The organism is Mucilaginibacter gossypii, assembly GCF_017569325.2.
GTDB classification, from domain to species: Bacteria; Bacteroidota; Bacteroidia; order Sphingobacteriales; family Sphingobacteriaceae; genus Mucilaginibacter; species Mucilaginibacter gossypii.
This window is the reverse complement of sequence record NZ_CP071878.2, coordinates 5884392-5908355: the sequence shown is the minus strand read 5'-3', so window position 1 is coordinate 5908355 and position 23964 is coordinate 5884392. Positions and strand designations below refer to the sequence as shown.

At 42.6% G+C, this 23964-nt stretch carries 20 protein-coding genes and 1 tRNA gene; 9 read left to right on the top strand and 12 right to left on the bottom strand.

Annotated elements, in window-relative coordinates; genetic code table 11:
- Positions 1 to 249: 249 nt before the first annotated feature.
- Entirely contained in the window at positions 250 to 1842 is a 1593-nt protein-coding gene (nadB, locus tag J3L18_RS25105) for an L-aspartate oxidase (protein ID WP_091174824.1), read from the top strand.
- 119 nt (positions 1843 to 1961) lie between these two features.
- On the opposite strand, the gene J3L18_RS25100 is transcribed toward nadB, so the two are convergent.
- Positions 1962 to 2034, bottom strand: a tRNA-Gly gene (locus J3L18_RS25100).
- Between the two features lie 84 nt (positions 2035 to 2118).
- Here J3L18_RS25100 and J3L18_RS25095 point away from each other — a divergent pair.
- Positions 2119 to 2631 carry a gamma carbonic anhydrase family protein gene (locus tag J3L18_RS25095; protein WP_129571779.1) on the top strand — a complete coding sequence of 171 codons (513 nt, stop codon included), beginning with the start codon at positions 2119 to 2121 and terminating at the stop codon, positions 2629 to 2631.
- Here the strand turns inward: J3L18_RS25095 and J3L18_RS25090 are convergent.
- The 5 genes from J3L18_RS25090 to J3L18_RS25070 form a co-directional block, all read right to left on the bottom strand.
- Complete coding sequence (locus tag J3L18_RS25090) at positions 2621 to 4261, bottom strand: Ig-like domain-containing domain (protein WP_129571780.1); 1641 nt, start codon at positions 4259 to 4261, stop codon at positions 2621 to 2623. The genes J3L18_RS25095 and J3L18_RS25090 overlap by 11 nt on opposite strands.
- A 115-nt stretch (positions 4262 to 4376) precedes the next feature.
- Positions 4377 to 6239 carry a tRNA uridine-5-carboxymethylaminomethyl(34) synthesis enzyme MnmG gene (gene mnmG / locus J3L18_RS25085; RefSeq protein ID WP_129571781.1) on the bottom strand — a complete coding sequence of 621 codons (1863 nt, stop codon included), beginning with the start codon at positions 6237 to 6239 and terminating at the stop codon, positions 4377 to 4379.
- Positions 6240 to 6422: 183 nt separating this feature from the next.
- On the bottom strand, positions 6423 to 6668 hold the full coding sequence (locus J3L18_RS25080) for a CBU_0592 family membrane protein (protein ID WP_208102383.1): 246 nt from the start codon (positions 6666 to 6668) through the stop codon (positions 6423 to 6425).
- Complete coding sequence (abc-f, locus tag J3L18_RS25075) at positions 6668 to 8533, bottom strand: ribosomal protection-like ABC-F family protein (protein WP_129571782.1); 1866 nt, start codon at positions 8531 to 8533, stop codon at positions 6668 to 6670. Before abc-f ends, J3L18_RS25080 begins: the two co-directional genes overlap by 1 nt.
- Positions 8530 to 9186: an oxidoreductase gene (locus J3L18_RS25070; RefSeq protein WP_129571783.1), complete on the bottom strand. Its 657-nt coding sequence runs from the start codon at positions 9184 to 9186 to the stop codon at positions 8530 to 8532. Before J3L18_RS25070 ends, abc-f begins: the two co-directional genes overlap by 4 nt.
- A gap of 84 nt (positions 9187 to 9270) precedes the next feature.
- On the opposite strand from J3L18_RS25070, the gene J3L18_RS25065 reads away from it, so the two are divergent.
- The 4 genes from J3L18_RS25065 (at position 9271) to J3L18_RS25050 (ending at position 12479) form a co-directional block, all read left to right on the top strand.
- Entirely contained in the window at positions 9271 to 9981 is a 711-nt protein-coding gene (locus J3L18_RS25065; protein ID WP_129571784.1) for a pirin family protein, read from the top strand.
- A 98-nt stretch (positions 9982 to 10079) separates the two neighbouring features.
- On the top strand, positions 10080 to 10859 hold the full coding sequence (locus tag J3L18_RS25060; protein ID WP_091174839.1) for an MlaE family ABC transporter permease: 780 nt from the start codon (positions 10080 to 10082) through the stop codon (positions 10857 to 10859).
- 1 nt (position 10860) lies between these two features.
- Complete coding sequence (locus tag J3L18_RS25055; RefSeq protein ID WP_129571785.1) at positions 10861 to 11652, top strand: ABC transporter ATP-binding protein; 792 nt, start codon at positions 10861 to 10863, stop codon at positions 11650 to 11652.
- On the top strand, positions 11649 to 12479 hold the full coding sequence (locus J3L18_RS25050) for an MlaD family protein (RefSeq protein ID WP_129571786.1): 831 nt from the start codon (positions 11649 to 11651) through the stop codon (positions 12477 to 12479). Before J3L18_RS25055 ends, J3L18_RS25050 begins: the two co-directional genes overlap by 4 nt.
- Before the next feature lie 299 nt (positions 12480 to 12778).
- On the opposite strand, the gene J3L18_RS25045 is transcribed toward J3L18_RS25050, so the two are convergent.
- The 4 genes from J3L18_RS25045 to J3L18_RS25030 form a co-directional block, all read right to left on the bottom strand.
- Entirely contained in the window at positions 12779 to 13672 is an 894-nt protein-coding gene (locus J3L18_RS25045) for a hypothetical protein (RefSeq protein WP_129571787.1), read from the bottom strand.
- A gap of 65 nt (positions 13673 to 13737) precedes the next feature.
- A complete protein-coding gene (locus J3L18_RS25040; RefSeq protein ID WP_208102384.1) occupies positions 13738 to 14967 on the bottom strand; it encodes a family 16 glycosylhydrolase in 1230 nt (409 codons plus the stop codon).
- 41 nt (positions 14968 to 15008) lie between these two features.
- Positions 15009 to 16886 carry a glycoside hydrolase family 30 beta sandwich domain-containing protein gene (locus J3L18_RS25035; RefSeq protein ID WP_129571788.1) on the bottom strand — a complete coding sequence of 626 codons (1878 nt, stop codon included), beginning with the start codon at positions 16884 to 16886 and terminating at the stop codon, positions 15009 to 15011.
- A gap of 849 nt (positions 16887 to 17735) precedes the next feature.
- The gene (locus J3L18_RS25030) at positions 17736 to 19988 is read right to left on the bottom strand and encodes a transglycosylase domain-containing protein (protein WP_129571789.1); all 2253 of its coding nucleotides are present in this window, start codon (positions 19986 to 19988) and stop codon (positions 17736 to 17738) included.
- Positions 19989 to 20103: 115 nt separating this feature from the next.
- On the opposite strand from J3L18_RS25030, the gene J3L18_RS25025 reads away from it, so the two are divergent.
- The 3 genes from J3L18_RS25025 to J3L18_RS25015 all read left to right on the top strand — a co-directional run bounded on the left by J3L18_RS25025 (position 20104) and on the right by J3L18_RS25015 (position 22255).
- Complete coding sequence (locus tag J3L18_RS25025; RefSeq protein WP_129571790.1) at positions 20104 to 21192, top strand: Mrp/NBP35 family ATP-binding protein; 1089 nt, start codon at positions 20104 to 20106, stop codon at positions 21190 to 21192.
- A gap of 31 nt (positions 21193 to 21223) precedes the next feature.
- On the top strand, positions 21224 to 21502 hold the full coding sequence (locus J3L18_RS25020) for a NifU family protein (RefSeq protein WP_090532767.1): 279 nt from the start codon (positions 21224 to 21226) through the stop codon (positions 21500 to 21502).
- Positions 21503 to 21622: 120 nt separating this feature from the next.
- Positions 21623 to 22255, top strand: coding sequence for a hypothetical protein (locus tag J3L18_RS25015; protein WP_129571791.1), 633 nt, complete (start codon positions 21623 to 21625; stop codon positions 22253 to 22255).
- A 405-nt stretch (positions 22256 to 22660) separates the two neighbouring features.
- Here J3L18_RS25015 and J3L18_RS25010 read toward each other — a convergent pair whose 3' ends face one another.
- On the bottom strand, positions 22661 to 23287 hold the full coding sequence (locus J3L18_RS25010; protein WP_129571792.1) for an ATP-binding cassette domain-containing protein: 627 nt from the start codon (positions 23285 to 23287) through the stop codon (positions 22661 to 22663).
- Positions 23284 to 23955 carry a molybdate ABC transporter permease subunit gene (gene modB, locus J3L18_RS25005; RefSeq protein WP_129571793.1) on the bottom strand — a complete coding sequence of 224 codons (672 nt, stop codon included), beginning with the start codon at positions 23953 to 23955 and terminating at the stop codon, positions 23284 to 23286. The genes J3L18_RS25010 and modB overlap by 4 nt, the downstream gene beginning before the upstream one ends.
- Positions 23956 to 23964 lie beyond the last annotated feature (9 nt).

Below are 23964 nucleotides of genomic sequence, written 5' to 3'. Positions count from 1 at the left end.
TGATTTTTAGATAGGTATGACAATCAATTTTTATTTGAAAAAGTTTTATGTTAATATTTTAAGGGTTGACAAAATGTTAGCTTTATGACTAAAGCGTCGTAAAAGTCGCTCAAAAAATATTGATATTCGACCTGAGAAAGGGAGTTATACACACTGTAAACTATTTTTCACTTTTTGTTTACATAAACTTAACAGGTTATACAGCTGTTATTAACATTAGTGCTACTTTTACACACATTCATCTAAAATATGACCCGAAATGTTGATTTCCTTGTAGTGGGTTCAGGGATAGCCGGATTAAGTTTTGCGCTCAAAGCCGCGAAGCATGGTAAGGTACTGATAGTTACAAAATCTAATGAAGACGAATCCAACACCAAATATGCCCAGGGCGGCGTTGCGGTGGTTGTGGATAAAAAAGAAGATTCTTTTGAAAAGCATATCCAGGATACCTTAATAAGTGGAGACGGGCTTTGCGACCGCGAAGTTGTTGAAGCTGTTGTTAAAGAGGGTCCCGAGCGGATCAATGAGATTATTGATTACGGAACCAATTTCGACAAGACAAACGAGGGTGTTTATGACCTTGCTAAAGAGGGGGGACACTCCGAGTTTCGTGTGTTACATTACAAAGATGTAACTGGCTGGGAGATAGAGCGTTCGCTTTTAGAGGAAATTCATAAAAACCCTAATATTGAGATACTTACGCATTATTTTGCGGTTGATTTAATTACGCAGCACCATTTGGGCGAGTTGGTAGGTAAATCAAGTACTGATATCACCTGTTTCGGGATTTATGCGTTTAATACCGAAACTAAGATTGTAGAGAAGATCTTATCTAAAGTTACGGTAATGGCTGCTGGTGGTGCCGGGCATATTTACGCGGTTACCACAAATCCAACCATCGCTACCGGTGATGGTATTGCTATGGTTTATCGTGCTAAAGGTAAAGTACGTAATATGGAGTTCATGCAATTCCATCCAACAGCTTTGTATAATCCCGGCGAGTATCCTTCTTTTCTGATATCTGAGGCTGTACGCGGTTTTGGCGGCGTGTTAAAGCGCACTAACGGCGAGGAATTTATGCAAGAGTATGACGAGCGTAAATCTTTGGCACCCCGTGATATAACGGCAAGGGCTATTGATGCCGAGATAAAAAAATCGGGTGAAGACTTTGTTTATTTAGATGTAAGGCACCGCAGTAAAAAAGATATCCTGAACCATTTTCCTAATATTTATGCTAAATGCCTGGAGATTGGTATCGATATGACCAAGGATATGATTCCCGTTGCGCCGGCTTGTCATTATATGTGCGGCGGTATAATGGTTGATCATGTTGGGCAATCGTCTATATTAAGGTTGTATGCCTGCGGCGAATGTTCATCAACAGGCCTGCATGGCGCTAATCGCTTGGCTTCAAATTCTTTATTGGAAGCGTTGGTTTTTGCACACAGGATCTACGAGGACGCAATTAAGAATTTCGAAAATAATGTAATCCCCGATAATATCCCGGATTGGGATGAGAAGGGCGTGCAGCTGTCGAACGAAGATATCTTGGTTACCCACAACGTACGCGAAATGCAGAAGCTGATGAATGACTACGTAGGTATCGTTCGTTCGGATTTCAGACTCGACAGGGCTCTGCGGAGGTTAAAATTATTATACGAAGAGACTGAAGATTTCTACAAGAAAACTAAGCTATCGGTTAAACTTTGCGAGCTGCGTAACCTGATCCAGGTATCGTTTATTGTCGTAAAATCGGCTATGTTGCGTAAAGAAAGCAGGGGATTACATTATACTACTGATTATCCAGAGCATGCTGAGCAGGTGCAGGATACGGTGTTTTAGTATAAAATATGTCATTGCGAGCGTAGCAATCTCGTAGTCATTGCATATTCTACAAGCATAGCTACGAGATTGCTTCGTCGTTCCTCCTCGCAATGACATAAAAGAAAGCGTTTTTGAAGAGCGAAAAACGGGATTCGAACCCGCGGCCTTCAGTTTGGGAAACTGACGCTCTACCGACTGAGCTATTTTCGCTTATTTTGTATTCAAACATAACTAAAATTTCGGATTTCGGAATTTAGTTTTCGGATTTTTAAATTATAATTTAATGATTAAGCTATGCCTGTAATTCTGCCTGTAAAAGATAAAAGCCCGGTTTGGGGTAAGGATTGTTTTATTGCCGAAAACTGTACTATAGTAGGGGATGTGGTTATGGGTGATAATTGTTCGGTGTGGTTTAATGCCGTTATCCGTGGGGATGTACATTATATAAAAATTGGTAATAACACCAATATCCAGGATGGTGCAGTGATCCACGCTACCTATTTAAGAGCGCCAACTAACATTGGTAGCAGTGTTTCTATAGGACATAATGCGCTTGTACACGGCTGTACTTTACATGATCATACATTGGTGGGCATGGGGGCAATTGTGATGGATCACGCGGTTGTAAATGAGTTTGTGATCATTGCTGCAGGTGCTGTTGTATTGGAAAATACCATATGCGAATCAGGCTATTTATATGCCGGCATCCCTGCAAAAAAAATAAAGCCCCTTACTGATGAGCAAAGGGCTATGTTGAAGCAGTTGCCTCAAAATTATATCATGTATTCGGGCTGGTTTAAGGAGTAACCTTTTCTTTTGGAATAGTCACCGGCTCCTCCGCTTCCCAGTTTGGCCTCAGGGTGATGAGCTTTTCATTTAGCCAGATATTTTCGGGTTGTCGCTTCAACCTCACGTTCCCGCTATCCCATTTACCGTTTTTATTTTCGTCGTAAATAATCCTCACATAGTATTTAGCGGCCAGAATTCCTTTATATACCAATGAAGTGTTTTTGGTTATAGGGTCGCTTTGAATTAACTTTTTGTCTTCGCTTAACAACTCAACTACATATGCTTTGGCCGTGTCGGGTACAGTTAGTTTTACTGTGAGCTGGCTGTAATTATCCAGTTTATTGATCTGGAATTTTTTGGACAGGCGTTTGTTTTTATCGCCATAAATATCCGTCAATGCGCCTTCATTCAATACCAACTCATATTTACTGCTTTCCCGCCATCTGTATTTTAAATTAAGCAATTTGTAATTGCCCGTATCTTTTTGGATGGTGTAATCGCTTGTAGCGACAGAATCTTCGTTTAAGGTAATTTGCGATTGGTCGAAGTTTTCGATAGGGATGCTTGCCGTGATCATCAAATTGCCGCCGGGTTTTAATTTACTGTCATTACCCATGTTATAGCTTGTTGTTACAACACGTGTAAAGCTTTCATTTTTACGTTTAAGTTGATAGATGGTATCTATAGGCTTGCCCTTGTCAAATATGGCTACACGCAGGGAGTCGAAGTTCATATTACGCAGATAAACAGATGCTGTATCTTTTGTACGTGAAAACGATACCTGTTTTCTGTCATCCACATTGGCAGGGTAAATCACTTTAATGGCCGGCTGTGTTAGCCCCTTGTTAAATACCAATAATAGCTTACCATCAGTATCAAAACGTTTTTCGGATACCCTGAATTTTTCGGGATCTTGTTTGAATAAGTTTAATTGGACGTTTGAAGTATCCGCCCGAAGATGAATGGGTTTTTTCAGGAAAGCGATCAACTCTTCATCGCGGTTAAAAATTTTATCCGGACTTGCTTCTTTTAGTGCATAGATGCGATAGTCATCTTCTCTTAAATTATTCAAAGCGAAATTTCCTGATGAATCGGTGAGGGCAAAAATAGACGGCTTCTTTTTTCCGAAGAGTGTGTCCTGCTTCACCGGAAAAATAAATACCAATACATCTTTCTCTTTCTCCTGGGTGAGGGTATTGGTTACCGTACCGCTGATGCTCAGTGAATCGATGTGGCTGCCGGTAGAAAAAACATAAGTGAAATTTTTCAGGATGTTACTTTCGTTTACATCTTGTATTGACTTTCCAAAGTTGATAACGTAGGTAGTATTTTTTTGAAGGCTGTCTTTAAACTCAATTTTTAGTTTTCTTTTGTTTGATGAATACTCGGGGGGCTTCTCCATGGCCGGGCTCATGCTGATCTCCTGGTAAGCGTTAGTAAGTTTGATGAATTCGTCAAATTCCAGGTCGATTTGTTTGGCGACAAAATTCCGGGTTTTATTTCCGGGAATTGCCTTCACCAATTTTGGCGGGGTTTGGTCGCGTGGCCCTCCTTGCGGTGGTTGTTGGGCTGCGCATCCAAAAATGAATAAAACAATAAAAATCAGTATTGAATTTTTGTAAAAAATAGCCGTTTTTGTGTTTAACATAGTTTTTAGGCGATATAAGCGATTTTTATGTTTTTATGAGAAGTACTATTAAAAATTAAAAATAATTGATTTTAAAGGACTTTTTATAATTAATTAATTATCAGATATTTACGTTTTATCTCGATACATGAACCATCAAAACTGAAATATCGGAGGGTGAAACGCCCGAAATTCTTGAAGCCTGGCCCAAAGTGCGTGGTTTTATCCTCATCAATTTTTCGCGTGCTTCTTTGGAGAGCGATACCAACGTGTGATAATCAAAATTTGGATTGATCTCGCGGTCTTCCATTTTTTTCATCCGGTCTACTATCTCCATCTCCTTGATGAAATAACTCTCATATTTGATTTTTATTTCAGCCTGCTCAATAGTTTCTTTATCGTAGGCCGAAAGTAACTCGGCTAAAGGGGCGTCGGCAGTTTTAAGATCATTAAAGGTTACCTGTGGGCGACTCAGCAAATTGAATAGTTTGGTGCTTTGCGCAAGCGGACTCGTACCCAACTCTTCCATCAGGGTATTAACTGTTGATGGATCGATGGACTTGCTTTTGGTATAAGCCACAATATCATCAGAGTTTTTTATCTTTTGATTTACTTTTTCTAAACGCTCGTCGCTGATCAATCCTAATTCATGACCCATAGGAGAGAGCCTGATATCTGCATTATCCTGGCGCAATAACAGGCGATGTTCTGCCCTTGATGTAAACATGCGGTAAGGTTCTTCGGTACCTTTAGTTACCAGGTCATCTATTAAAACACCGATGTACGATTCTGCTCTTTTCAGGATCAATTCATGTTTATCATTAATTTTTTGGTGAGCGTTGATGCCTGCAATGAAGCCTTGAGACGCCGCTTCTTCGTAACCGGTAGTGCCGTTGATCTGGCCGGCGAAGTACAGGTTGCTGATCTGTTTAGTTTCTAAGGTTAAACCTAATTGTGTAGGAGGGAAGAAATCGTACTCAATGGCATAACCCGGCCTGAACATTTTTGCGTTCTCAAAACCCGGTATTTTGGTGAGTGCTTTGTATTGTACATCCTCGGGTAGGGAGGTAGAGAAACCATTTACATAGATTTCTACAGTGTTTAAACCCTCCGGTTCAACAAAAATCTGATGGCGATCGCGCTCAGCAAAACGGTTGATCTTATCTTCAATTGAAGGGCAATAACGGGGACCTAAACCTTTGATCCGACCTGTAAACATGGGTGATCTTTCAAAGCCTTCTTTCAATGTTTCGTGTACATCGGTATTGGTATAGGTAATCCAACAGCAACGTTGTTCTTCTATAAATGGTACGTCAGTAAAGGAAAATTTGCCTCGTACTGGGTCGCCCCACTGCTCTTCCATCATGCTGTAGTTAAGGCTCCGGCCATCTACACGGGGTGGGGTACCGGTCTTCATTCTACCTGCTTCAAAGCCTAATTCAACCAATTGCTCGGTTAAACCAGTGGCTGCTTTCTCACCTGTACGGCCTCCGCCAAATCTTTTTTCGCCTATATGGATCACACCATTCAGGAAGGTTCCATTAGTTAATACAACAGCATCCGCTTCAATTTCGATGCCTATAGAGGTACGAACACCTGCTACAGTATTGTTTTTTACCAGCAGAGAGGTGACGGTGTCCTGCCAAAAATCAACGTTTGGTGTGCGTTCTAAGGATAAACGCCACTCTTCTGCAAAGCGCATACGGTCGCTTTGAGCCCGCGGGCTCCACATTGCGGGGCCTTTTGATTGGTTAAGCATCCTGAACTGGATAGATGTTTTATCAGTTATAATGCCCGAATATCCACCCAAAGCATCTATCTCCCGCACTATTTGTCCCTTAGCAACACCACCCATCGCAGGGTTACAACTCATCTGCGCAATGGTACCCATATTCATGGTTATCAGCAAAACTGATGAACCCAAATTAGCAGCGGCAGCGGCAGCTTCACAGCCTGCGTGCCCGGCACCTACTACTATTACATTATATTTCTTAAACATTTTATCCTCCTTGTTCCACTTTTGGTAAGTCTTGAGTCGCAGGTTTTAAGTATTATGTTGACTTAATGGTTCTTCAATTCAAGTTTGTTCCACGTGGAACTTTAATTTTATTTCGCCGATTTTCTCGTTGGTACTTTTAACTTACTGTTTAGTATTTTAGACTTAGCTACAAATTTATCTCAATTAAACAGATGTTCCACGTGGAACCCTGAATAATGATATTAAAGCTACAAACCCCCAAACACCCTCTAACACTACAAAAGGATAGAAGTTTACCATATATGATGCATAGCAACAGGTGCCTGCGCCAATGAGGTTTAACAGGCTGTAAAGCTTACTTTCGGTAGGTAGTTTCTTAGTTAAATTTAACAGAAACGCTATTAAAAGTATAATTACACCTATTGATGCTATAATATCCGATGCTTTCATTATCCTTCGTTTAGCTCGGTTAATTCCATCCAACGGGCGCTTTTATCGTCCAGTTGTTTATTTAAAACATCTATTTGCTTTAATAAAGCATCAAGCTTTTTAGGGTCGATGCCCGAAGCATTTAATTGATCATTCTTATCCTTAATGCTTGCTTCGATAGTATTGATCTCACCTTCTATGCTTTCAAGTTCTTTAGCTTCTTTAAAGCTTAGTTTGCTCTTTTTAGCTGCAGGTGCTTGTGTTTGCACTGCAGGAGCAGGTTTTTTAGCTTGTTGTTTGGCTTCTTCTAACTCTAAACGGTATGATGAATAGTTGCCATTAAAGATGCGTACATGGCCCTTTTCTTCCATAATGAAAAGCTGGTCAGTCAGCTTATCCAACAAATATCTATCGTGCGATACCATCATCAATACACCTCCGTAATTGGTTAAAAACTCTTCCAATACGTTTAATGTATCGATATCCAAATCGTTAGTAGGCTCATCCAGTATCAGAAAGTTCGGGTTCTTCATCAGGATGCTCATTAGCTGCAAGCGTTTCTTTTCACCACCGCTTAGTTTGGATATAAACCCGTATTGCTTGGCAGGAGGGAAGAGGAACAGCGTAAGCAAGGCAGAAGCTGAAATGGTTTTACCGTCGGCCATGGTGATAAACTCTGCAACGTTCTTTACAATATCAATTACGCGTTCATCATCCTTAAAAGTAATGCCTGCCTGATGGAAATAACCTATTACCGTGGTTTCTCCTTTAACTACAGTTCCTTGATCGGGTTGTAAAGCGCCTGTGATGATATTTAAAAGGGTTGATTTACCGCTGCCATTTTTACCGGCCAAACCAATCCGATCACCTTTTTTAAATATATAACTGAAATTATTGATATAAGTGTTACCGTTGAATGATTTGTACAGGTGATCCATTTCCATGATCTTGTTACCTTGGCGCGCTGTTTTAACGCTCAGCTCGACTTTGTCACGGATCCCGCCATTCTTTGTTTTTTCTTCCAGGTCGTAATAAGCATCAATACGTGCTTTTGATTTAGTACCACGGGCCTGCGGTTGGCGGCGCATCCATTCAAGCTCTTTCCTTAACAGGTTGGAGTTTTTTTGAAATGCGGCTTCGTCCGCTGCTTCTCGTTCAGCTTTCTTTTCAAGGTAATAACCATAACTTCCGTTGTAAGGTTGAATCTTTCCTCTGTCAATCTCTAAAATCTCGTTACATACGTTATCCAGGAAATACCTGTCGTGCGTAACCATCAATATGGTTTTGTTGCCTTCGGTCAGTAATTTCTCCAGCCATTCTATCGTATCAATATCCAGGTGGTTGGTAGGCTCATCCAGTATATAAACCTCTGGGTCTTCAATAAGCAGCTTGGCTAAAGCTAAGCGTTTCTTTTGCCCGCCCGATAGGGTAGTGATATGCTGATTGAGATGATGTATATCTAACCGGCCTAAAATAGTTTTGATCTTGTACTCATACTCCCAGGCATCAACCTCGCTCATCTCTTCCATTACCTTTTCAATGGCTTTGGTATTTTCCGGATCGTTCTCCATCAGTTCTTCATACCTGCGGATGAGCTGCTGCTGCACATCATCCGCATGAAATATATAATCGCTGATGGTGACTGCGTTTTTAAAGTTTGGGTCCTGCTCCAGGTAACCCATGTTAAGGTCACGGGCTTGCACTACTTTGCCTTCGGTAGGTTTTATAGTACCGCCCAATATTTTTAGAAGGGTAGATTTGCCGGCACCATTAACGCCTACAAGCGCAACCTTACGGCCACGGTTAATACCTATGGTTACATTTTTAAATAACCAGTTGTCATGAAATTGATGGCCAAGGTTCTCGGCAGAAAGATAAGTACTCACGATAGTTGTTTTATTTTATCCGACTCGTATATAAATACACCAGTCGTTTGTTTTGTTGATTGTAGATACATGGCCATGGCAACGGTTGAGGCATCAATGCTTTGGTATTTTTTCCAGCTTCCCAAAAGCAATGGATTTATAACTTTCATTAAGCCGTTTAAAAACTTTTCCATTGGTCGGCTTTCCTGCCTGTCGCCGGCTAAAAAAGATGGCCTGTAAATATGAATAGCGGGGATACCCGTAGCTGTGATATCAGCTTCAGTTTCTCCTTTAGTTTTCGTATAAAAATTAACACCATTTATATCGGCTCCAATGGAGGATACCAAATGATATTGCTCAAGCCCGTTTTGCTTAGCCAATTGTGCCAGTAATAACGGATAATCATGATCTATCTTGCGATAGACAGCCAAATCAGGCGTTTTCTTTTTTGTTGATCCTAAACAGCAAAACAAAGCGTGCCCATTCAGCTCGTTTTTGTATGTCTCGGGCTGTTCAAAGTCGATAACAAGCTGTTTTAATTTATGATGCTGTAGTGGTAGTTTTTTTCTTACCAGGATCAATACTTCATCATAATAGGCTTGTTCCAATAAAATTTGCAGGAGATGACTGCCAATAAGTCCGCTTGAGCCTGCAATAACAGCTTTTTTTGCCATTACTTATTGATTTTTCGCAAAAATACGCATAATTAAATTGTGGAATAAATATTGTGTGTTTAAACATATAATTATATAAGCAATATGAAAACAATATTTTATCCCGAATCAGAACGGGGACATAACGATATAGGCTGGCTAAAGGCCAATTTTTCCTTCAGTTTTGCATCTTATTATAATCCCGAAAAAATGAATTTCGGAGCGCTGCGCGTTTTGAATGATGATATTATTGCTGCGGGCCGCGGTTTTGGAAGCCATCCACATGATAATATGGAAATTATCACCATTCCTTTAAAAGGAGGGTTACAGCATAAAGATAGTATAGGCAATGCCGGGGTAGTTAATGCGGGTGAGGTACAGGTAATGTCGGCAGGTACCGGTGTATACCATTCAGAGTATAATGCATCACATACAGAGGAAGCAAATACCCTGCAGATTTGGCTTTTTCCTAAAGCAAGAAATATCCAGCCCCGTTACGATCAGATGAGTTTTAAAGACCGTTTTAAATTGAACGAGCTAACCACATTGATATCGCCGCAAAAAAGCGAAAACACCCTTTGGATAAACCAGGATGCCACGTTTTCGATGGGTGAGTTTGAGGCAGGGCAAACAATAAATTATGATATCAAAACCAAAGGCAATGGCGCTTACGTTTTTGTGTTGGATGGGGCGGCTAAAATAAACAACCAGGTTTTAAACAAAAAAGATGCGCTGGGCGTTTATGATACAAGTTCACTTACAATTATAACCGAAGAGCCCTCCCGTTTCCTGGTCATTGATGTACCGATGTCATAATCAGTATTTAGCCTGAATCCTTAAAGTGAATATTATTGAAAGCTCAAAAACAATTGAGCATTGCTTTGTTGTTGTTTACAATTATTTAAAATTCACTGATGGAAGCACAGCAGGAACTAAGCGGATGGAGGAAATGGCTGGAAGGCATGGGCGACTATGTATTGTTCTTCACACGCTTTTTCCGAAATATATTTACCGGCGGCTTTGAATGGTCGGAGTTTGTAAGGCAATGCTACGAAATAGGCTACCGGTCTATGATGCTGGTGGGTATCACCTCCTTTATTATGGGTCTGGTGCTTATTTTGCAGCTCAGACCGTCGTTGGTAGATCTCGGCGCCGAAAGCATGTTGCCCAAAACATTGTCGGTAGCCCTTGTGCGCGAAATTGGGCCTGTTATTACGGCTATTATCTGTGCCGGCAAAATAGCATCGAGTATTGGCGCCGAGCTGGGCAGTATGAAAGTTACCGAACAGATTGATGCTATGGAAGTATCGGGTGCAAACCCCGTCCAATACCTGGTGGTAACGCGCATACTGGCAACCAGCTTTATGATTCCGCTGTTAACCGTTATAGGCGATGCTATTGGGCTTTTTGGTGGTTTCCTGGCGCTCAACTTTACCGATAGTATAAGTTTTTCCCTTTATTTCAATAAATGCATAGCCTCGCTCGATTTTTCGGATCTGCTGCCTGCTGTTGCCAAAACGGTGCTTTTTGGGTTTGCGGTTGGTTTTGTGGGATGTTATAAAGGTTATCACTCTGATAAAGGCACTGAAAGTGTAGGCATAGCAGCAAACTCGGCCGTGGTAACTGCCTCGTTGTGGATTTTTATTATTGATGCGATAGCAGTTCAGATCACCAGTTTGTTATTTTATAAATGAGATGAAAGAAACAAACCAACATACTGAAGCCGAAAAGGAACTATCAGCTCAAAAAAAAGAAGTGGTGATCCGCGCTAAGGGGATCAAAAAGTCCTTTGGTAAAAAGCAGGTGCTTAAGGATATCAGTTTTGACTTAAAAAAGGGTGAAAATATCGTTGTTCTGGGGAAATCAGGGCAGGGAAAATCGGTTACTATTCAGTGCGTTGTAGGTATGTTACAGCCCGATGGCGGCAGCCTGGAAGTATTTGGTGAAGATATTACCACGATGGACGATGATGAGCTTAAACAGCTTAGGATAAAGATAGGCTTCCTTTTTCAGGGCGGTGCATTGTATGATTCCATGACGGTTAGGGATAACCTGGAGTTTCCGCTTACCAGGGTGTTGAAGCTCAAAGACCAGAAAGAAATTAATAAAAAGGTTGAAGGTGTACTGGATGCAGTTGGTTTGCTTGATGCCATAGATAAAATGCCGTCAGATTTGTCGGGCGGGATGCGGAAAAGGGTAGGACTGGCCCGTACGCTAATTGTTAACCCCGAAATTATGCTGTATGATGAGCCCACTACCGGGCTTGATCCTATAACATCCCGCGAGATCAGTGAACTGATTAACAGGTTGCAACGGAAGTATGAAATATCATCCGTCATTATTACCCACGATATGGAATGCGCCCGCATTACGGCCGACCGCATCCTGGTAATGAACGAAGGTGAATATATAGCCGAAGGCTCATACAAAGAGCTTGAAAAATCGGACAATGAAATGGTCAGATCATTTTTTAACGTATCAGCATGAAAACCACATCATCTCAAAAAATAAAAATAGGCCTGTTCACCTTTTTAGGGTTGGCAGTGCTGTTGGTAGCTGTATTTTTAATAGGTAACCAAAAAAGCCTGTTCAATTCTACCTTTCATGTTTATGGACGGTTTAAAAATGTGAGCGGCCTGCAGGTAGGCAATAATGTACGCTTTGCGGGTATTAACGTGGGAGTGGTACAATCTATCAATATCGTGACCGATAGCTCAGTACGGGTTGATCTTACACTGAATAAAAGCGTTAAAAAGTTTATAAAAAAAGATTCGAAGCTGAGCATAGGCAGTGATGGTTTGATGGGGGATAAGCTGGTAGTAATAGCACCCGGTGGTATTGTTAGCCACGAGGAGATTGAAGACGGCGGCCGTTTAAGTTCGATAAATCCGGTTGACGTAGACAAGATCATTAATAAACTTACCCGGGTAGCCGACAATGCCGAATCGTTAACCGAGAATTTAACAGGCATAGTAGCTAAGATCAACAACGGACAGGGCAGCATTGGCCGCCTGCTGAACAGCGATAAAATGGCGCGCGATCTGGAAGGCACTGTTAAACAGGCCCGTACTACTATCAAAACAGTCCATACTACAACCAATACGCTTAATGAGGACCTTACCGCAGCCCAGCATAACTTTTTGCTGAGAGGTTTCTTTAACAAGAAGAAGAAACGCGAACAACAAAGGCAGGACAGTATTAAGAAGGCTCAGGAGAAGATTAAAGAAGATAAAGAAAAGGCAGCCAAAGAAGCTCAGAAGCAGAAGGAAAAAGCAGCTAAGGAAGCTGCTGATAAGCAGAAGGATAGTAATTAAGTAATTGATAATGAGTTAATTAATTAAAAATTATCATCGAGATAGCGTGATGCGGATGTCATTTGTTTAGTTCATCCGTCGCCACCACCGATGCCATTTAGATGATAAATACCATCCTTACAAAAAGCAAAATATAATTTATGCCCGTAATTGCACCAATGTGCCACGTGGAACCTTTTCGGCGGTCTATAGCAGTGCCGGCGATATAAACCGGGGAGGTAGTTGTATATAATATTTAATTAACTGTAATATAGATAGTTATATTAATACAGCACCGAAAGCCGACGGTTTTTAAATAATTAAAATGAAATCTTCAAGCCCCCAAATACCCTAAAGCCATTCCTGTATGCCCCGTTCATCTGCGTTTTATCCACCTCGCCACTATTGAGATAAAGTTCATCAGTACCATTGCCTGTTTGCCAGTGCAGATATCCACCGCCGGCCTGAATGGCTATGTGATTTGTGATTGAATAAGCCAATAAGCCGTTCATATTTAACCCATATCCATTAGCATGGTGCCGGTAGCTAACCGGGTGTTGAAAAGTGGTAATGAGGTTCCAGTTGCCCCAGGCATTATAACCTACCTGGTTGTAGGTGATATCGGTATTAACTTTCAGCTTTTCAGTAAGTTTTAAAGATGCAATGGCTTTAATGAATACGCCTTTCCATTTAGTTTGGTAGCTGCTGTTCAAGTTCGGAAAGCGGTTACCGATACCATATAAATAAAGGGACTGCCGATTATCGCTGTATCCTGCATAAGGACTAAATCTAAATAGCTCATTATCAATTAGCTTGTACCCGACACCAAGCGCCAGGCTCTGTGTATTCCCTTTGCCAGCATCAAATGTTTCATTATAGGTATTACCGGTACGGTTATCAGTGCTATAGTCCGAATCATTTACCGAACCCGAGGTGATAAATTGCCGGGCGTAATCTGAATAAATGTTAAATCGTTGATATACATTATATTGTAATGAAGCTCCAACACTTTGCCAGCTCAGCTTTGTCCATTTCAGTTCTGAGAAAACATTGGGGCTTTGACCATTGCTATTGCCAGCTATCGACCAGTGAAAATTCTCGCGCTGATAGCCATCGGTAAGATTAAACTCCAATTTGCTCCCGGCCGACTGAGCATATAACTTATGCAAGCCTATTATTAACCACAGAAAGCAAAAGCCGGTAAATTTTTTCATGGCAGGTTTATATAGCAAGTAAGCCTGCCCTTTTAAAAAGAGCAGGCTAAATATATCATTTTAAATTATTGATTTACACCGAAAGCCTCCCAGCCCGATGCCGTTGCCCGGTTACACGTCATGGGCTGTGTGCCGTTTTCGCTGGAAATAAACTTGCCGTTGTTGCCCCTGAAAGTAATTTTACCATCGGTGGTAGGCACCCAGTCAAATTTTTCCCAATCGCCTATGGTAGTGCGGTTACAGGTAATGGCTTGTGTGCCGTTTTCGCTTGATACGTATTTACCCATCGCCTGAAGAGCTACCTTACCGCCCCCGGCATCAACTACAGTAAATTGCTCCCAGGCCGATGCAGTGGCGCGGTTACAATTCATGGCTTGTGTGCCATTTTCGCTGCTAACATATTGGTTATTAAAACCTTTTAAAGTGATAGTTTGACCAATAGGAGGCGTAGTACTGCTACCTGACAGGTCATAAACCCGTACATAATCAACCACCATGTTGCAAGGCAATGCACTGTCATTGATGGTATTACCCGGCAAATCTCCGCCGATGGCGAGGTTAAGGATAATAAAGAACGGATTATGAAATGCGCCGGTATTGTTGATATTATTGGCAATATTACCGGTTACATACAGCGTATTATCCACATACCAGCGGATAGAATTGGTATCCCACTCAACCGCGTAGGTATGGAAACCTGTTGGCGTGGTGGTAGTGCTGCCTCCATATTGTACGTGGCCGCCGTTGTTGTACCAGTGCATAGTGCCTAAAATAGTACTGGAGGTGTTTACCTGCTCCATGATATCTATTTCGCCGCATTGTGGCCAGCCTACGGTTCCGATGTTTGCGCCCAGCATCCAAAATGCCGGCCATGTACCTTGTACCGCCGGCAGCTTAATACTTGCCTCAATACGACCGTAGGTAGGCTGGAATTTACTGGCTGTAGTCAATTTGGCCGATGTATAGGGCTGGCCTCCAACGGATTGCTTGCGGGCAGTAATGGTAAGGAAACCACCTGATACCGTGGCGTTTGCCGACTGGTAATATTCTTTTTCGTTATTGACATTGGGGTTGCCGTTATCAATGTTCCAGTTGTTGGTGTTAACGCTGGTGCCATTAAACTCATCGCTCCATACCAGTGTGCCTGCCCTTGGCGTGGTTGTTGATCCTGCCGTTTCATCGGCTGTTTTAATGGTAGGTGAGGTTTTGTTCAGGTCCTTGCTGCAGGACGAAATTAAAAGCATTAATGCCGATGCAGTAGCGGCACTCTTCGCAAAATTTAAAAGTTGTTTCATAATGATGGTATTGGTAAATAATTGATTGGTTTCGTAAGTAATTATTGGTTTACACCAAAAGCTTCCCAACCTGATGCTGTTGCACGGGTACAGGTCATGGGTTGTGTACCGTTCTCGCTGGATATAAATTTGCCGTTATTGCCGCGGAGGGTAACCTTGCCATCGGTTGTGGGGATCCAGTCAAATTTTTCCCAGTCGCCAAAGGTTGTGCGGTTGCAGGTTATGGCCTGTGTCCCGTTTTCTGACGATACATATTTATTCATCGCCATCAAGGCTATTTTGCCCCCACCGGCGTCAACCACGGTAAATTGTTCCCATGCTGAGGCGGTAGACCGGTTGCAATTCATGGCCTGCGTGCCGTTTTCGCTGCTTACGTACAGGTTATTAAAGCCTTTAAAAGTGATGATTGAACCTATGGGCGGGCCTGATGCTGAACTTTGGGTGCCGGTCCATTTAAAGGTTGCTACAGCGCCCGCGGCTAAAGTGTAAGTAAAAGATTCCGCGCCCCATTTAACTTTAAAGCTTACGCTTGATGAGCCATTGTTAAGGGCGATAAGTACTTTGCTGCCGTCAGAATTTTTGAAGGCCACATTTTGGATACTGCCCGATAAATTAGAAGAAATCCGCACAGCTCCCGGCCGTACAAACCGCGATGCGTGACCGATAATGTAATAACCAACATTTCGGGTAATAGAAGTACCGCTAACAGTGATACCTCCCAAACAGGTACTGCAGCCGCCCGGTGTATGCGGGTTGTTATTTGGGTCGGAGGCCAGGTTCCACTCTAAAACATTGCGGCTCCAGTTACGGGTAGCGCCAATAATGAGTGTATTAATATGCCATGACAAATCGCCGCCAAAATTGCTTGGTGCGCCAACCCATTGCTCGGTGAAATAAACGTTTTTGTTGGGATAGGCGTTGTGTACATCAGTCAGGGCGCTGATATTGCCCGCATACAGGTGAAAAGCTGAACCGTCAACATAAGGATTAGCGCCACCATCAGCTAACACGGTTTCGGGATAATCAATCCTGTCAGTATTGTGGTCATAGGCAATGATTTTGGTTTGAAAGCCTGCCGCCCTGATTTGCGGGCCGAGGTTGTTTTTAATAAAATTGGCCTGCTCATCCGGCTGCATTACCATACTTGGGTTGTTGTATGGGTTAAGTGGTTCATTTTGAGGGGTAATGGCATCAATGGTAATCCCCTGTGCCTGCATGGCCTGCAGATATTTTACAAAATAGCGGGCATAGGCGTCATAATAACCTGCTGCTGTATTGAGGCTGCCGCCGGTATAGCCGTTATTGCCCGTGGTGTTTACCTTCATCCAGGTAGGGGCTGTCCAGGGAGTGGCTATAATTTTGATAGACGGATTTATGGCGATGATCTTTTTCAGGATCGGTAGCAGGTCCTGGTTTTCGGCGCTGATACTGAAGTTGTTCATGTTAAAATCGCCGGCCGTTTGGTTGTAGGTGAAATCGCTTGAGCTAAGATCGGAGGCACCGATGCTGATCCGGATATAGCTGATCCCGATCTGGCCGTTAGCTGTGCCGAAAAGCTCGTTAAGCACATTGGTTTGGTTGGCGCCAAGGCCGTTCAGTAGTCCGGCACTGCCCCCGGTTAAAGTAAAGCCGAAACCGTCTATTCCCTGGTAGGTTTGGTTTTCGTCTACTGTAATAGTTGTTGCATTAGTACCGGCATCGGCACCAAAATTAAAGCTGGCCTGTGCCTGTAAAAGCTTTGATTGATCGGCAGTAGTAACCCAGGCATTCACTACTTCATTAGCGGCCCGTGCTATAGTGCCGCTTGTTTTTTGATTGGGTGCTTCGTTGTTGTTCACATTCTTTTTACAAGAGTAAAAAGCAGCGGTGGAGAGCAGGGTGAGGACTGCGAACCGCTTTAATTGGTAATTGATTTTCATTGAGTTGTTTATTTAGTTGATTGATATTCAAAAAAATATCACATAAGCCCCTATGCAACAATTCAATATTTGTAACAATATTTAACTGTTGCTTAAGAATATCAAAGCGTTGGTCAGGGTAAATACGCCCGACCGTTACTGTTTTCCATGAAGCAGGTTTATGCGTAGCTTAAAATTGGCATTACAAATCTACAGTAATTTAAACGGATCAATCAAGAAAAATGTTCATAATTAATTGATTTATAGTATATTATGTTTAATTTAATACGCTTGCATCACAGTGTTAAAAAGGACAAAAATTAGTTTAAATAGCCTGTGCAACGTTTCTGTTGCGATGAGATTTTTTTTGTGATACGCTTACTTCGCAATTAATTTTAAGGAAAAAATAGAGGAGGGTAGCCCCGGGCTATATATGCGCGGATATATTTAGACACGAATAGATTTAAAACGATGATATTATCGTTTTGTGAATGTTATTTATGTGCCTATTAAAAATAAAAAACTATGGGTCTTAATATAGGCTAAAAGCGAAGGCGCTTTACGGCAGCGAGCACTATATATGCGCGGATATATTTAGATTGAATTAATCTGTAAACTTTTATAGGACGGTACTGGGTGTGGAGGGCTTGTCATACTGAGTGTTTAAACTCTGAAGGTAAAATGACAAAAGAGGGGCTGTCAGTCTGAGCTTGTCGAAGACTCGCGCGCAGAGGCCTACCCACCATGCTTCGACGGGCTACCCATTTTTTAATTATGTTATGGGTACAACGCGGCAATCGCATACGATACAGGACGAATATGCTTCCGTGCGATTGCCGCGTTGCGCAATGACATCTTGTTTACTGTCTCCTACGGCATCTTATCTTTCAATTCTTTTTCCTTTTCCCGTTCTTCATCCTTCAGCCGCCGTTTTTCTTGCCGTACGTCTTTTCGTGTCCGGCCGCCGGTGGTATCAACGGCGTCAATCTTGAGTTTATATTCAGCTTTAAGTGCTTCTATCTGGGCTTTGATCTGCTCCTTTATCGTTTGTTCTTTTTGTTTCAATTTTTCCTCGGCCTTTTCTTCGGTGGTATCTTTTTTACCAAAAAGGCGCTGGAAAAAGTTAGGCCTTTTTACAGGCTCTTCAACAACTGGCAAAATACCATCGTCATCTGCTCCGCCTTGTTTCATAAGGCTATCAGCAGTAGCAGTATCAACAGGGGCAATCTGCCGGCGCAGACCTTCCCTTAACCGCACTTCGTAAAATCCATAAGCATTGGTATCCCGGGTGGTATATCCCTTCATCGCCATCAGTTTACCAATCAGGTTAAAGTAGCCATGCAGTCCCGGTCGTAAGGTACCGTCAGGCTGAAAGGCGTATAAACCGCCTTTAGGGTAGGGGACAATGCTGGCCAGGTAAATACTTTCTCCCAAACTAAGCTCAGACGGCGATTTGCCAAAGTAATAATGCGAAGCCTCGCCGATACCGTAAATGTTACGGCCCCATTCAATAATGTTAAAGTAAACTTCCAGCATCCTGTCTTTGGTCATGATGCGGTTATTTTCAATAAGCCATACAATCAAGATCTCCTCTATTTTGCGCGACAGGGTTTTCTCCCGGCTCAGGTAGGCGTTTTTAACCAACTGCTGCGATATGCCGCTGCCGCCGCGTTTGTATTTTTTTGTTTTAAAATCGGTAGCTATTGATTTACGGATGGCCTCCATTACAAAGCCATGATTGGTGTAAAAAGATGGATCTTCGGCCGTCATTACCGCGTTTCTCAAATTAGGCGAGATTTGCTGCAGCGGCGTAAACTCCGGGTTTTCGGGGCCTATCAGGTGTGGGGCCATTGGTTTGCCCTTTTCATACGGTGTATATACAAAGGGGCTGTTAAGCTTGGTTAAATCGGTGCGTCCAAATTTCAGGATCCGGAAGTTATCTTTATCCATGCCCGAATCAAATATTAAATCATCGGGTTTTGATGAATCCATGTAAAAATTCATGTGATAATTCAGCTTGCCCGCAACCTGGATGCCGTCAAGGGCGTCAAACATCCCCGTAGGAAACGAATCGAAAATATCGGCCGCATTAAGCCAGCCGGTATTGAGCTTCAGCTCATAAATTTTTACCGGGTTAAGCGTATACTTAATGTATGGGTGCGCCGTTAATTTTTTAATATGGATAAGCGAAGTACTATCGATGGATATGTAATTAGTGCCTACTTTAACATCGGCATCAATAGCAGCCGCCGGCAACACAATATCAGTAGATGAGATGCCCGGATGGCGAATAAGCAGGTTTTTAACCGACCATGAACCCGAGATCCTGGTTTCACCGCTGCTGTGGTCTTCCTCGGTTAATTTTGTTTGCAGTGTATCAAAATTAAGCTTCAGGTTAAATTTCTTTTCAATGATAGGCAGCTCCACTTTTTTGCCATCGGCATAAAGCATTACGTCGATATCCTTATCCGAAGGGTGCATTTTGCCGGCGAAATGCCAGGTGGCTTCCCCGTCATTAACCTTTATAGTTGAGCTCAGCTGCCCGTCTTTGATCAGTGCTGTTTGCGCTAAAAGTTTAAGTTGATCACTGTCGCTCTTAAAACTGATCCTGAAATTATGGAGCGATAAGTTATCCGGGATCTTATAAAGCAACTGGTTGATCAGGTTATCGGCAAGATGGCTCAAATCGGCTTTGGTGTCTGTAGCCGTTGAGTCCTTTTTCTTTTTGAAAAGAAAATCGAAATTCTTGACCCCGTTTTTATTAACAAGGCTAATGAAGCCATCCTGCAATACCACATCTGATAGTTTTACCTCACCAAGCACCAGCGGCATTATCCGTACACTTACCACAAAATTTTTGATATTCAATAAGCTATCGCGGCCATCCGGTACGATGCTGATATCCGAGAATGAAACGGTGCTGAGGCCGGTAAACCTAGCCGATCCTATTTTTACATCTAAATTATAATCCCTCTTTGCTTTTAATTTAGCTTTGTCAATGGCTTTTTCGAGCAGGGCCCCACGTTTTGAGTAGGCAACATATCCGCCGATAAGCAGAATAAGAATTAAGGGAACGAGAATGTATGCGGCTATGCGTATATATTTAGGATTAAGGCGCTTCATTTGTTAATTTTATCCAAAACTAAACTAAATCTTATCCCCTGCAAACGGTTGTTTTTGCAAATTGTTTCCTGATAAACTTAATCAACCACCTGTTTTCATAAATTTGCCTCATATTATGACAATTACTAAAGAACAAGTTTTACAGGCACTGGGCAACGTTGAAGAACCGGATCTGAAAAAAGACCTGGTAACGCTTAACATGATCCAGGATATTCAGATAGAGGGCAACAACGTTAGCTTCTCGGTGATCCTGACCACGCCGGCCTGCCCGCTTAAGGCCATGATCGAGAATGCCTGCCGTAATGCTATCCTGCATTTTGTAAGCAAAGAGGCCGTTATCAATATCAACATGACCTCGCGTGTAACTACTCAAAAAAATACCGGGGTTCCGGGTGTAAAAAATATCATTGCCGTAGCTTCGGGCAAGGGTGGTGTTGGTAAATCAACGGTTGCGGCAAACCTTGCTTTGGGTCTGGCGAAATCTGGCGCAAAGGTGGGAATGATCGATGCCGATATTTACGGTCCATCGGTACCCATTATGTTTGGCCTGGAGGGTGCCCGCCCAATGGCCAGCCAGGTTGATGGCAAAACCCGAATTGAACCGATTGAAAAATACGGGATCAAATTACTGTCTATCGGCTTCTTTACCGATCCTAATCAGCCGGTGCCATGGCGTGGGCCAATGGTATCTACCGCTGTAAAACAACTGTTCAATGATGCCGACTGGGGCGAGCTGGATTACCTGGTGATCGACCTGCCGCCGGGTACAGGCGATATTCACATCACGGTAACGCAAAGCTTCCCTGTAACAGGCGCTGTAATTGTTACCACGCCGCAAAACGTAGCCCTGGCCGATGCTAAAAAAGGTATTGGTATGTTTATGATGCCGGCTATTAATGTGCCTATACTGGGCGTGGTCGAAAACATGTCGTACTTTACACCTGCCGAACTGCCCGAAAACAAGTATTACATATTTGGTAAAGGAGGTGGCCAAAAACTGGCGGCACAGCTTGATGTTCCGTTCCTGGGCGAAATCCCGCTGATTAAAGGCATCAGTGATTCGGGTGATGCCGGTAAGCCAACGGTGCTTGAAGAAGACGGCCCGATGACCGCTGCTTTTGTGAAAATGGCCGAGCGTGTTGCCCAGCAGGTGGCCATATCAAATGCCAAAGCATTGAGTGCAGAAAATATTGTAAATAATTAATAACTTTACATAACGTTATAAATTAATAAAAATGAGTTTATTAAATCAGGTTGAAGCAGCTTTAGATACTATCCGTCCGTATTTGGAGGCTGATGGGGGGAATGTTTCTGTTGAGGAGATAACTCCTGAAAATGTTGTTAAATTAAAGTTGTTGGGTTCATGCGGATCATGCCCAATGAGTATCATGACCCTTAAAGCAGGTATTGAGCAGGCTATTAAAAAAGCTGTGCCCGAAATTACTGCCATTGAGGCCATAAACCTAACGGACATTGATGATCCCAATGCCGTACTTCCCGAAAACTTAAGGTAGTTGTTAAGATTTGTTAAATCCCCGGTTCAATTGGGGGATATGACTTATTTTTGATGAAGTTTAAAAACTATTTTGGCGCTCGCAGCGTAATATATGTTGAGCTAAGTAGTTAATGGTTTTATGAAATATTTATTTGGTTTACTGCTATTATTTGTTTCAATGGGCGCTTTTGCACAAAGCAAAGACCGCCCCGTTGTGCAATTTACCGGTATTACACATAATGCCGATAGCGTAAAGATCACTATCCCTTATGTAACCATTACCAATACTTCGGCACATAATATTATTAACGTATCAAACTATAAGGGATACTTTTCATTTGTTGTACATGAGCGCGATACCCTTCGCTTCACCTGCGTTGGCTATGCCCCGGTTACCGTGGTTATCCCGTCCAATCTGCCAAACGAAAGTTATACAACCCAGGTATCCCTGAAAGCGCAGATCATCAACCTGCCTACATTTCACGTGTTTCCATGGGCAACTACCGATGAGTTTAAAAAAGATTTCCTGGCTATAAAACTTGCTGATGACGATTTGGAGATTGCCCGCAAAAACATCAGCAAGGCAACCCTATCGGCCTTGTATAACACGTTGCCCCGCGATGCCCAGGAAATACAATCGGCCAATGCGCAGGCTATGCACACCAGCATCCTGAATTCGCACTCGCTTACACCCAATCCGCTGTTAAACCCGCTGGCATGGGGTAGCCTTATCAAGTCGATATCTGACGGAGATAAGAGTAGTAGTAAATAATCATTAAGATTTTGGTTGTTAATCCTAAAACTTGCGCTCATCTGTGATGAGTGCTTAAAATAGGCTTACGTTTGTAACGTAAGCGCCGGAAATGGCGTTGCAAACGCCAAACCACATTTAGCACTCGTTAAAAACCTACCGTGTACCCATATCTTTTAATTATTATTATGAATTAAAAGAAGATGTCATTTCGACGAACCTGTTGGGGAATGTGCGGATGTGGGGAGGAGAAATCTTATACATCCAGCTCTCAATTATGTAAAGCGGCTCTGCAGGGCGTATAAGATTTCTCTTTCGCTCCTATGCTTAGGCCTGCCCAGCTCTATCGAAATGACATTTTTTTTAAAGATATGGGTACACGGTAGGTTAAAAACGAGCGCAAGTCGAAAAATATTTATAAGAGATTTAAACCTCATCATCAAAATCCATCACTTCCCCTTCAAAATCTTCCAGCTCCTGCAAATTATGACTTACTACAATAGTAGTAATCTCTAACTGCTTAAGTAAAAGCTTAAGTTCAGCAATCAGTGTAGTTTTCATTTTACTATCCAATGCCGAAAACGGCTCATCCATTAAAAGCAGCTTTGGTTTGGTAGCCAATGCCCTCAAAATCGCCAGCCGCTGTTGTTGCCCGCCGGATAAGTGATCGGGCTTGTGAGTGGTAAAGTTATCCAGTTGTCCCAATTGCAGCAGGCGCTTTATCCAGCCGGTATCATTGCTGGCATACTCCAGGTGTTGCTGCACCGTCATGTTTGGGAACAGGGCGTAGTTTTGAAATACGAAGCCGATATGCCTTTTTTGCGGCGATAAATTGATCGGTTGTTCATCATCAAACCAGGTAATTCCGTCCGCTATGATCTTCCCTTTTCGGGGCGATGACAGACCGGCTATCATTTTAAGCAATGTAGTTTTTCCGGACCCCGAAGGCCCCCAAATTTTGGTAACGCTGCCGGAAACAAACTGCCGTTTTATCTTCAGCAATTGCCCGCCATGATAGGCTTTCAGTTTTATTTCAATATCTACGCTGATCATGCTATGGGGCCTTTCGCCTGGTATTTATTGAATATAAAAACAGCTATCACCAAAACAAACGTAATGGAGAATAAAATCAACGAATAGTTATTGGCCGAGGCATAGTCCATCTTCTCTACCGAATCGTACACCGCGATGGATGCCACCCTTGTAACACCGGGGATATTGCCGCCAATCATCAGTACAACACCAAACTCGCCCAGCGTATGGGCAAAGGTTAAAACCGCGGCGGTTAATAATGATGGTTTGATGTTGGGCAGCAGTACATACCTAAACGTTTGCCATTCGGTTTTACCCAATGTGTATGACGCTTCGGCTAATGAAACCGGCAATTGCTGCAGAGCAGATTTTACCGGCCCCACCATAAAAGGGATACTATAAATTGCCGAAGCCAGGATCAGCCCCGGAAAGGAAAAAACCAGTTGTACATCAAAAGTATCATGCAGCCATTTCCCTAAACCATGCTGCGGACTAAAAGCCAGCAGCAGATAAAAGCCCAGTACCGATGGCGGCAACACCAAAGGCATGGTAATAATTGCTTCGGCAATGATCTTGATAAACGATCGCCCCCTTGAAAGCCACCAGGCAAATGGCAGCCCGATAAGCAGTAGCAAAAGCGTGGTGATGCCTGCTAATTTTAATGTGAGCCATATGGGCGATAGGTCCATCGATAAAAA

Bases quoted from the DNA above. Each gene is read 5' to 3' on its own strand.
- nadB (WP_091174824.1), top strand. From the start codon at position 250: ATGACCCGAAATGTTGATTTCCTTGTAGTGGGTTCAGGGATAGCCGGA.
- J3L18_RS25095 (WP_129571779.1), top strand. From the start codon at position 2,119: ATGCCTGTAATTCTGCCTGTAAAAGATAAAAGCCCGGTTTGGGGTAAG.
- J3L18_RS25090 (WP_129571780.1), bottom strand. From the start codon at position 4,261: ATGTTAAACACAAAAACGGCTATTTTTTACAAAAATTCAATACTGATT.
- mnmG (WP_129571781.1), bottom strand. From the start codon at position 6,239: ATGTTTAAGAAATATAATGTAATAGTAGTAGGTGCCGGGCACGCAGGC.
- J3L18_RS25080 (WP_208102383.1), bottom strand. From the start codon at position 6,668: ATGAAAGCATCGGATATTATAGCATCAATAGGTGTAATTATACTTTTA.
- J3L18_RS25070 (WP_129571783.1), bottom strand. From the start codon at position 9,186: ATGGCAAAAAAAGCTGTTATTGCAGGCTCAAGCGGACTTATTGGCAGT.
- J3L18_RS25065 (WP_129571784.1), top strand. From the start codon at position 9,271: ATGAAAACAATATTTTATCCCGAATCAGAACGGGGACATAACGATATA.
- J3L18_RS25060 (WP_091174839.1), top strand. From the start codon at position 10,080: ATGGAAGCACAGCAGGAACTAAGCGGATGGAGGAAATGGCTGGAAGGC.
- J3L18_RS25055 (WP_129571785.1), top strand. From the start codon at position 10,861: ATGAAAGAAACAAACCAACATACTGAAGCCGAAAAGGAACTATCAGCT.
- J3L18_RS25050 (WP_129571786.1), top strand. From the start codon at position 11,649: ATGAAAACCACATCATCTCAAAAAATAAAAATAGGCCTGTTCACCTTT.
- J3L18_RS25045 (WP_129571787.1), bottom strand. From the start codon at position 13,672: ATGAAAAAATTTACCGGCTTTTGCTTTCTGTGGTTAATAATAGGCTTG.
- J3L18_RS25040 (WP_208102384.1), bottom strand. From the start codon at position 14,967: ATGAAACAACTTTTAAATTTTGCGAAGAGTGCCGCTACTGCATCGGCA.
- J3L18_RS25035 (WP_129571788.1), bottom strand. From the start codon at position 16,886: ATGAAAATCAATTACCAATTAAAGCGGTTCGCAGTCCTCACCCTGCTC.
- J3L18_RS25030 (WP_129571789.1), bottom strand. From the start codon at position 19,988: ATGAAGCGCCTTAATCCTAAATATATACGCATAGCCGCATACATTCTC.
- J3L18_RS25025 (WP_129571790.1), top strand. From the start codon at position 20,104: ATGACAATTACTAAAGAACAAGTTTTACAGGCACTGGGCAACGTTGAA.
- J3L18_RS25020 (WP_090532767.1), top strand. From the start codon at position 21,224: ATGAGTTTATTAAATCAGGTTGAAGCAGCTTTAGATACTATCCGTCCG.
- J3L18_RS25015 (WP_129571791.1), top strand. From the start codon at position 21,623: ATGAAATATTTATTTGGTTTACTGCTATTATTTGTTTCAATGGGCGCT.
- J3L18_RS25010 (WP_129571792.1), bottom strand. From the start codon at position 23,287: ATGATCAGCGTAGATATTGAAATAAAACTGAAAGCCTATCATGGCGGG.
- modB (WP_129571793.1), bottom strand. From the start codon at position 23,955: ATGGACCTATCGCCCATATGGCTCACATTAAAATTAGCAGGCATCACC.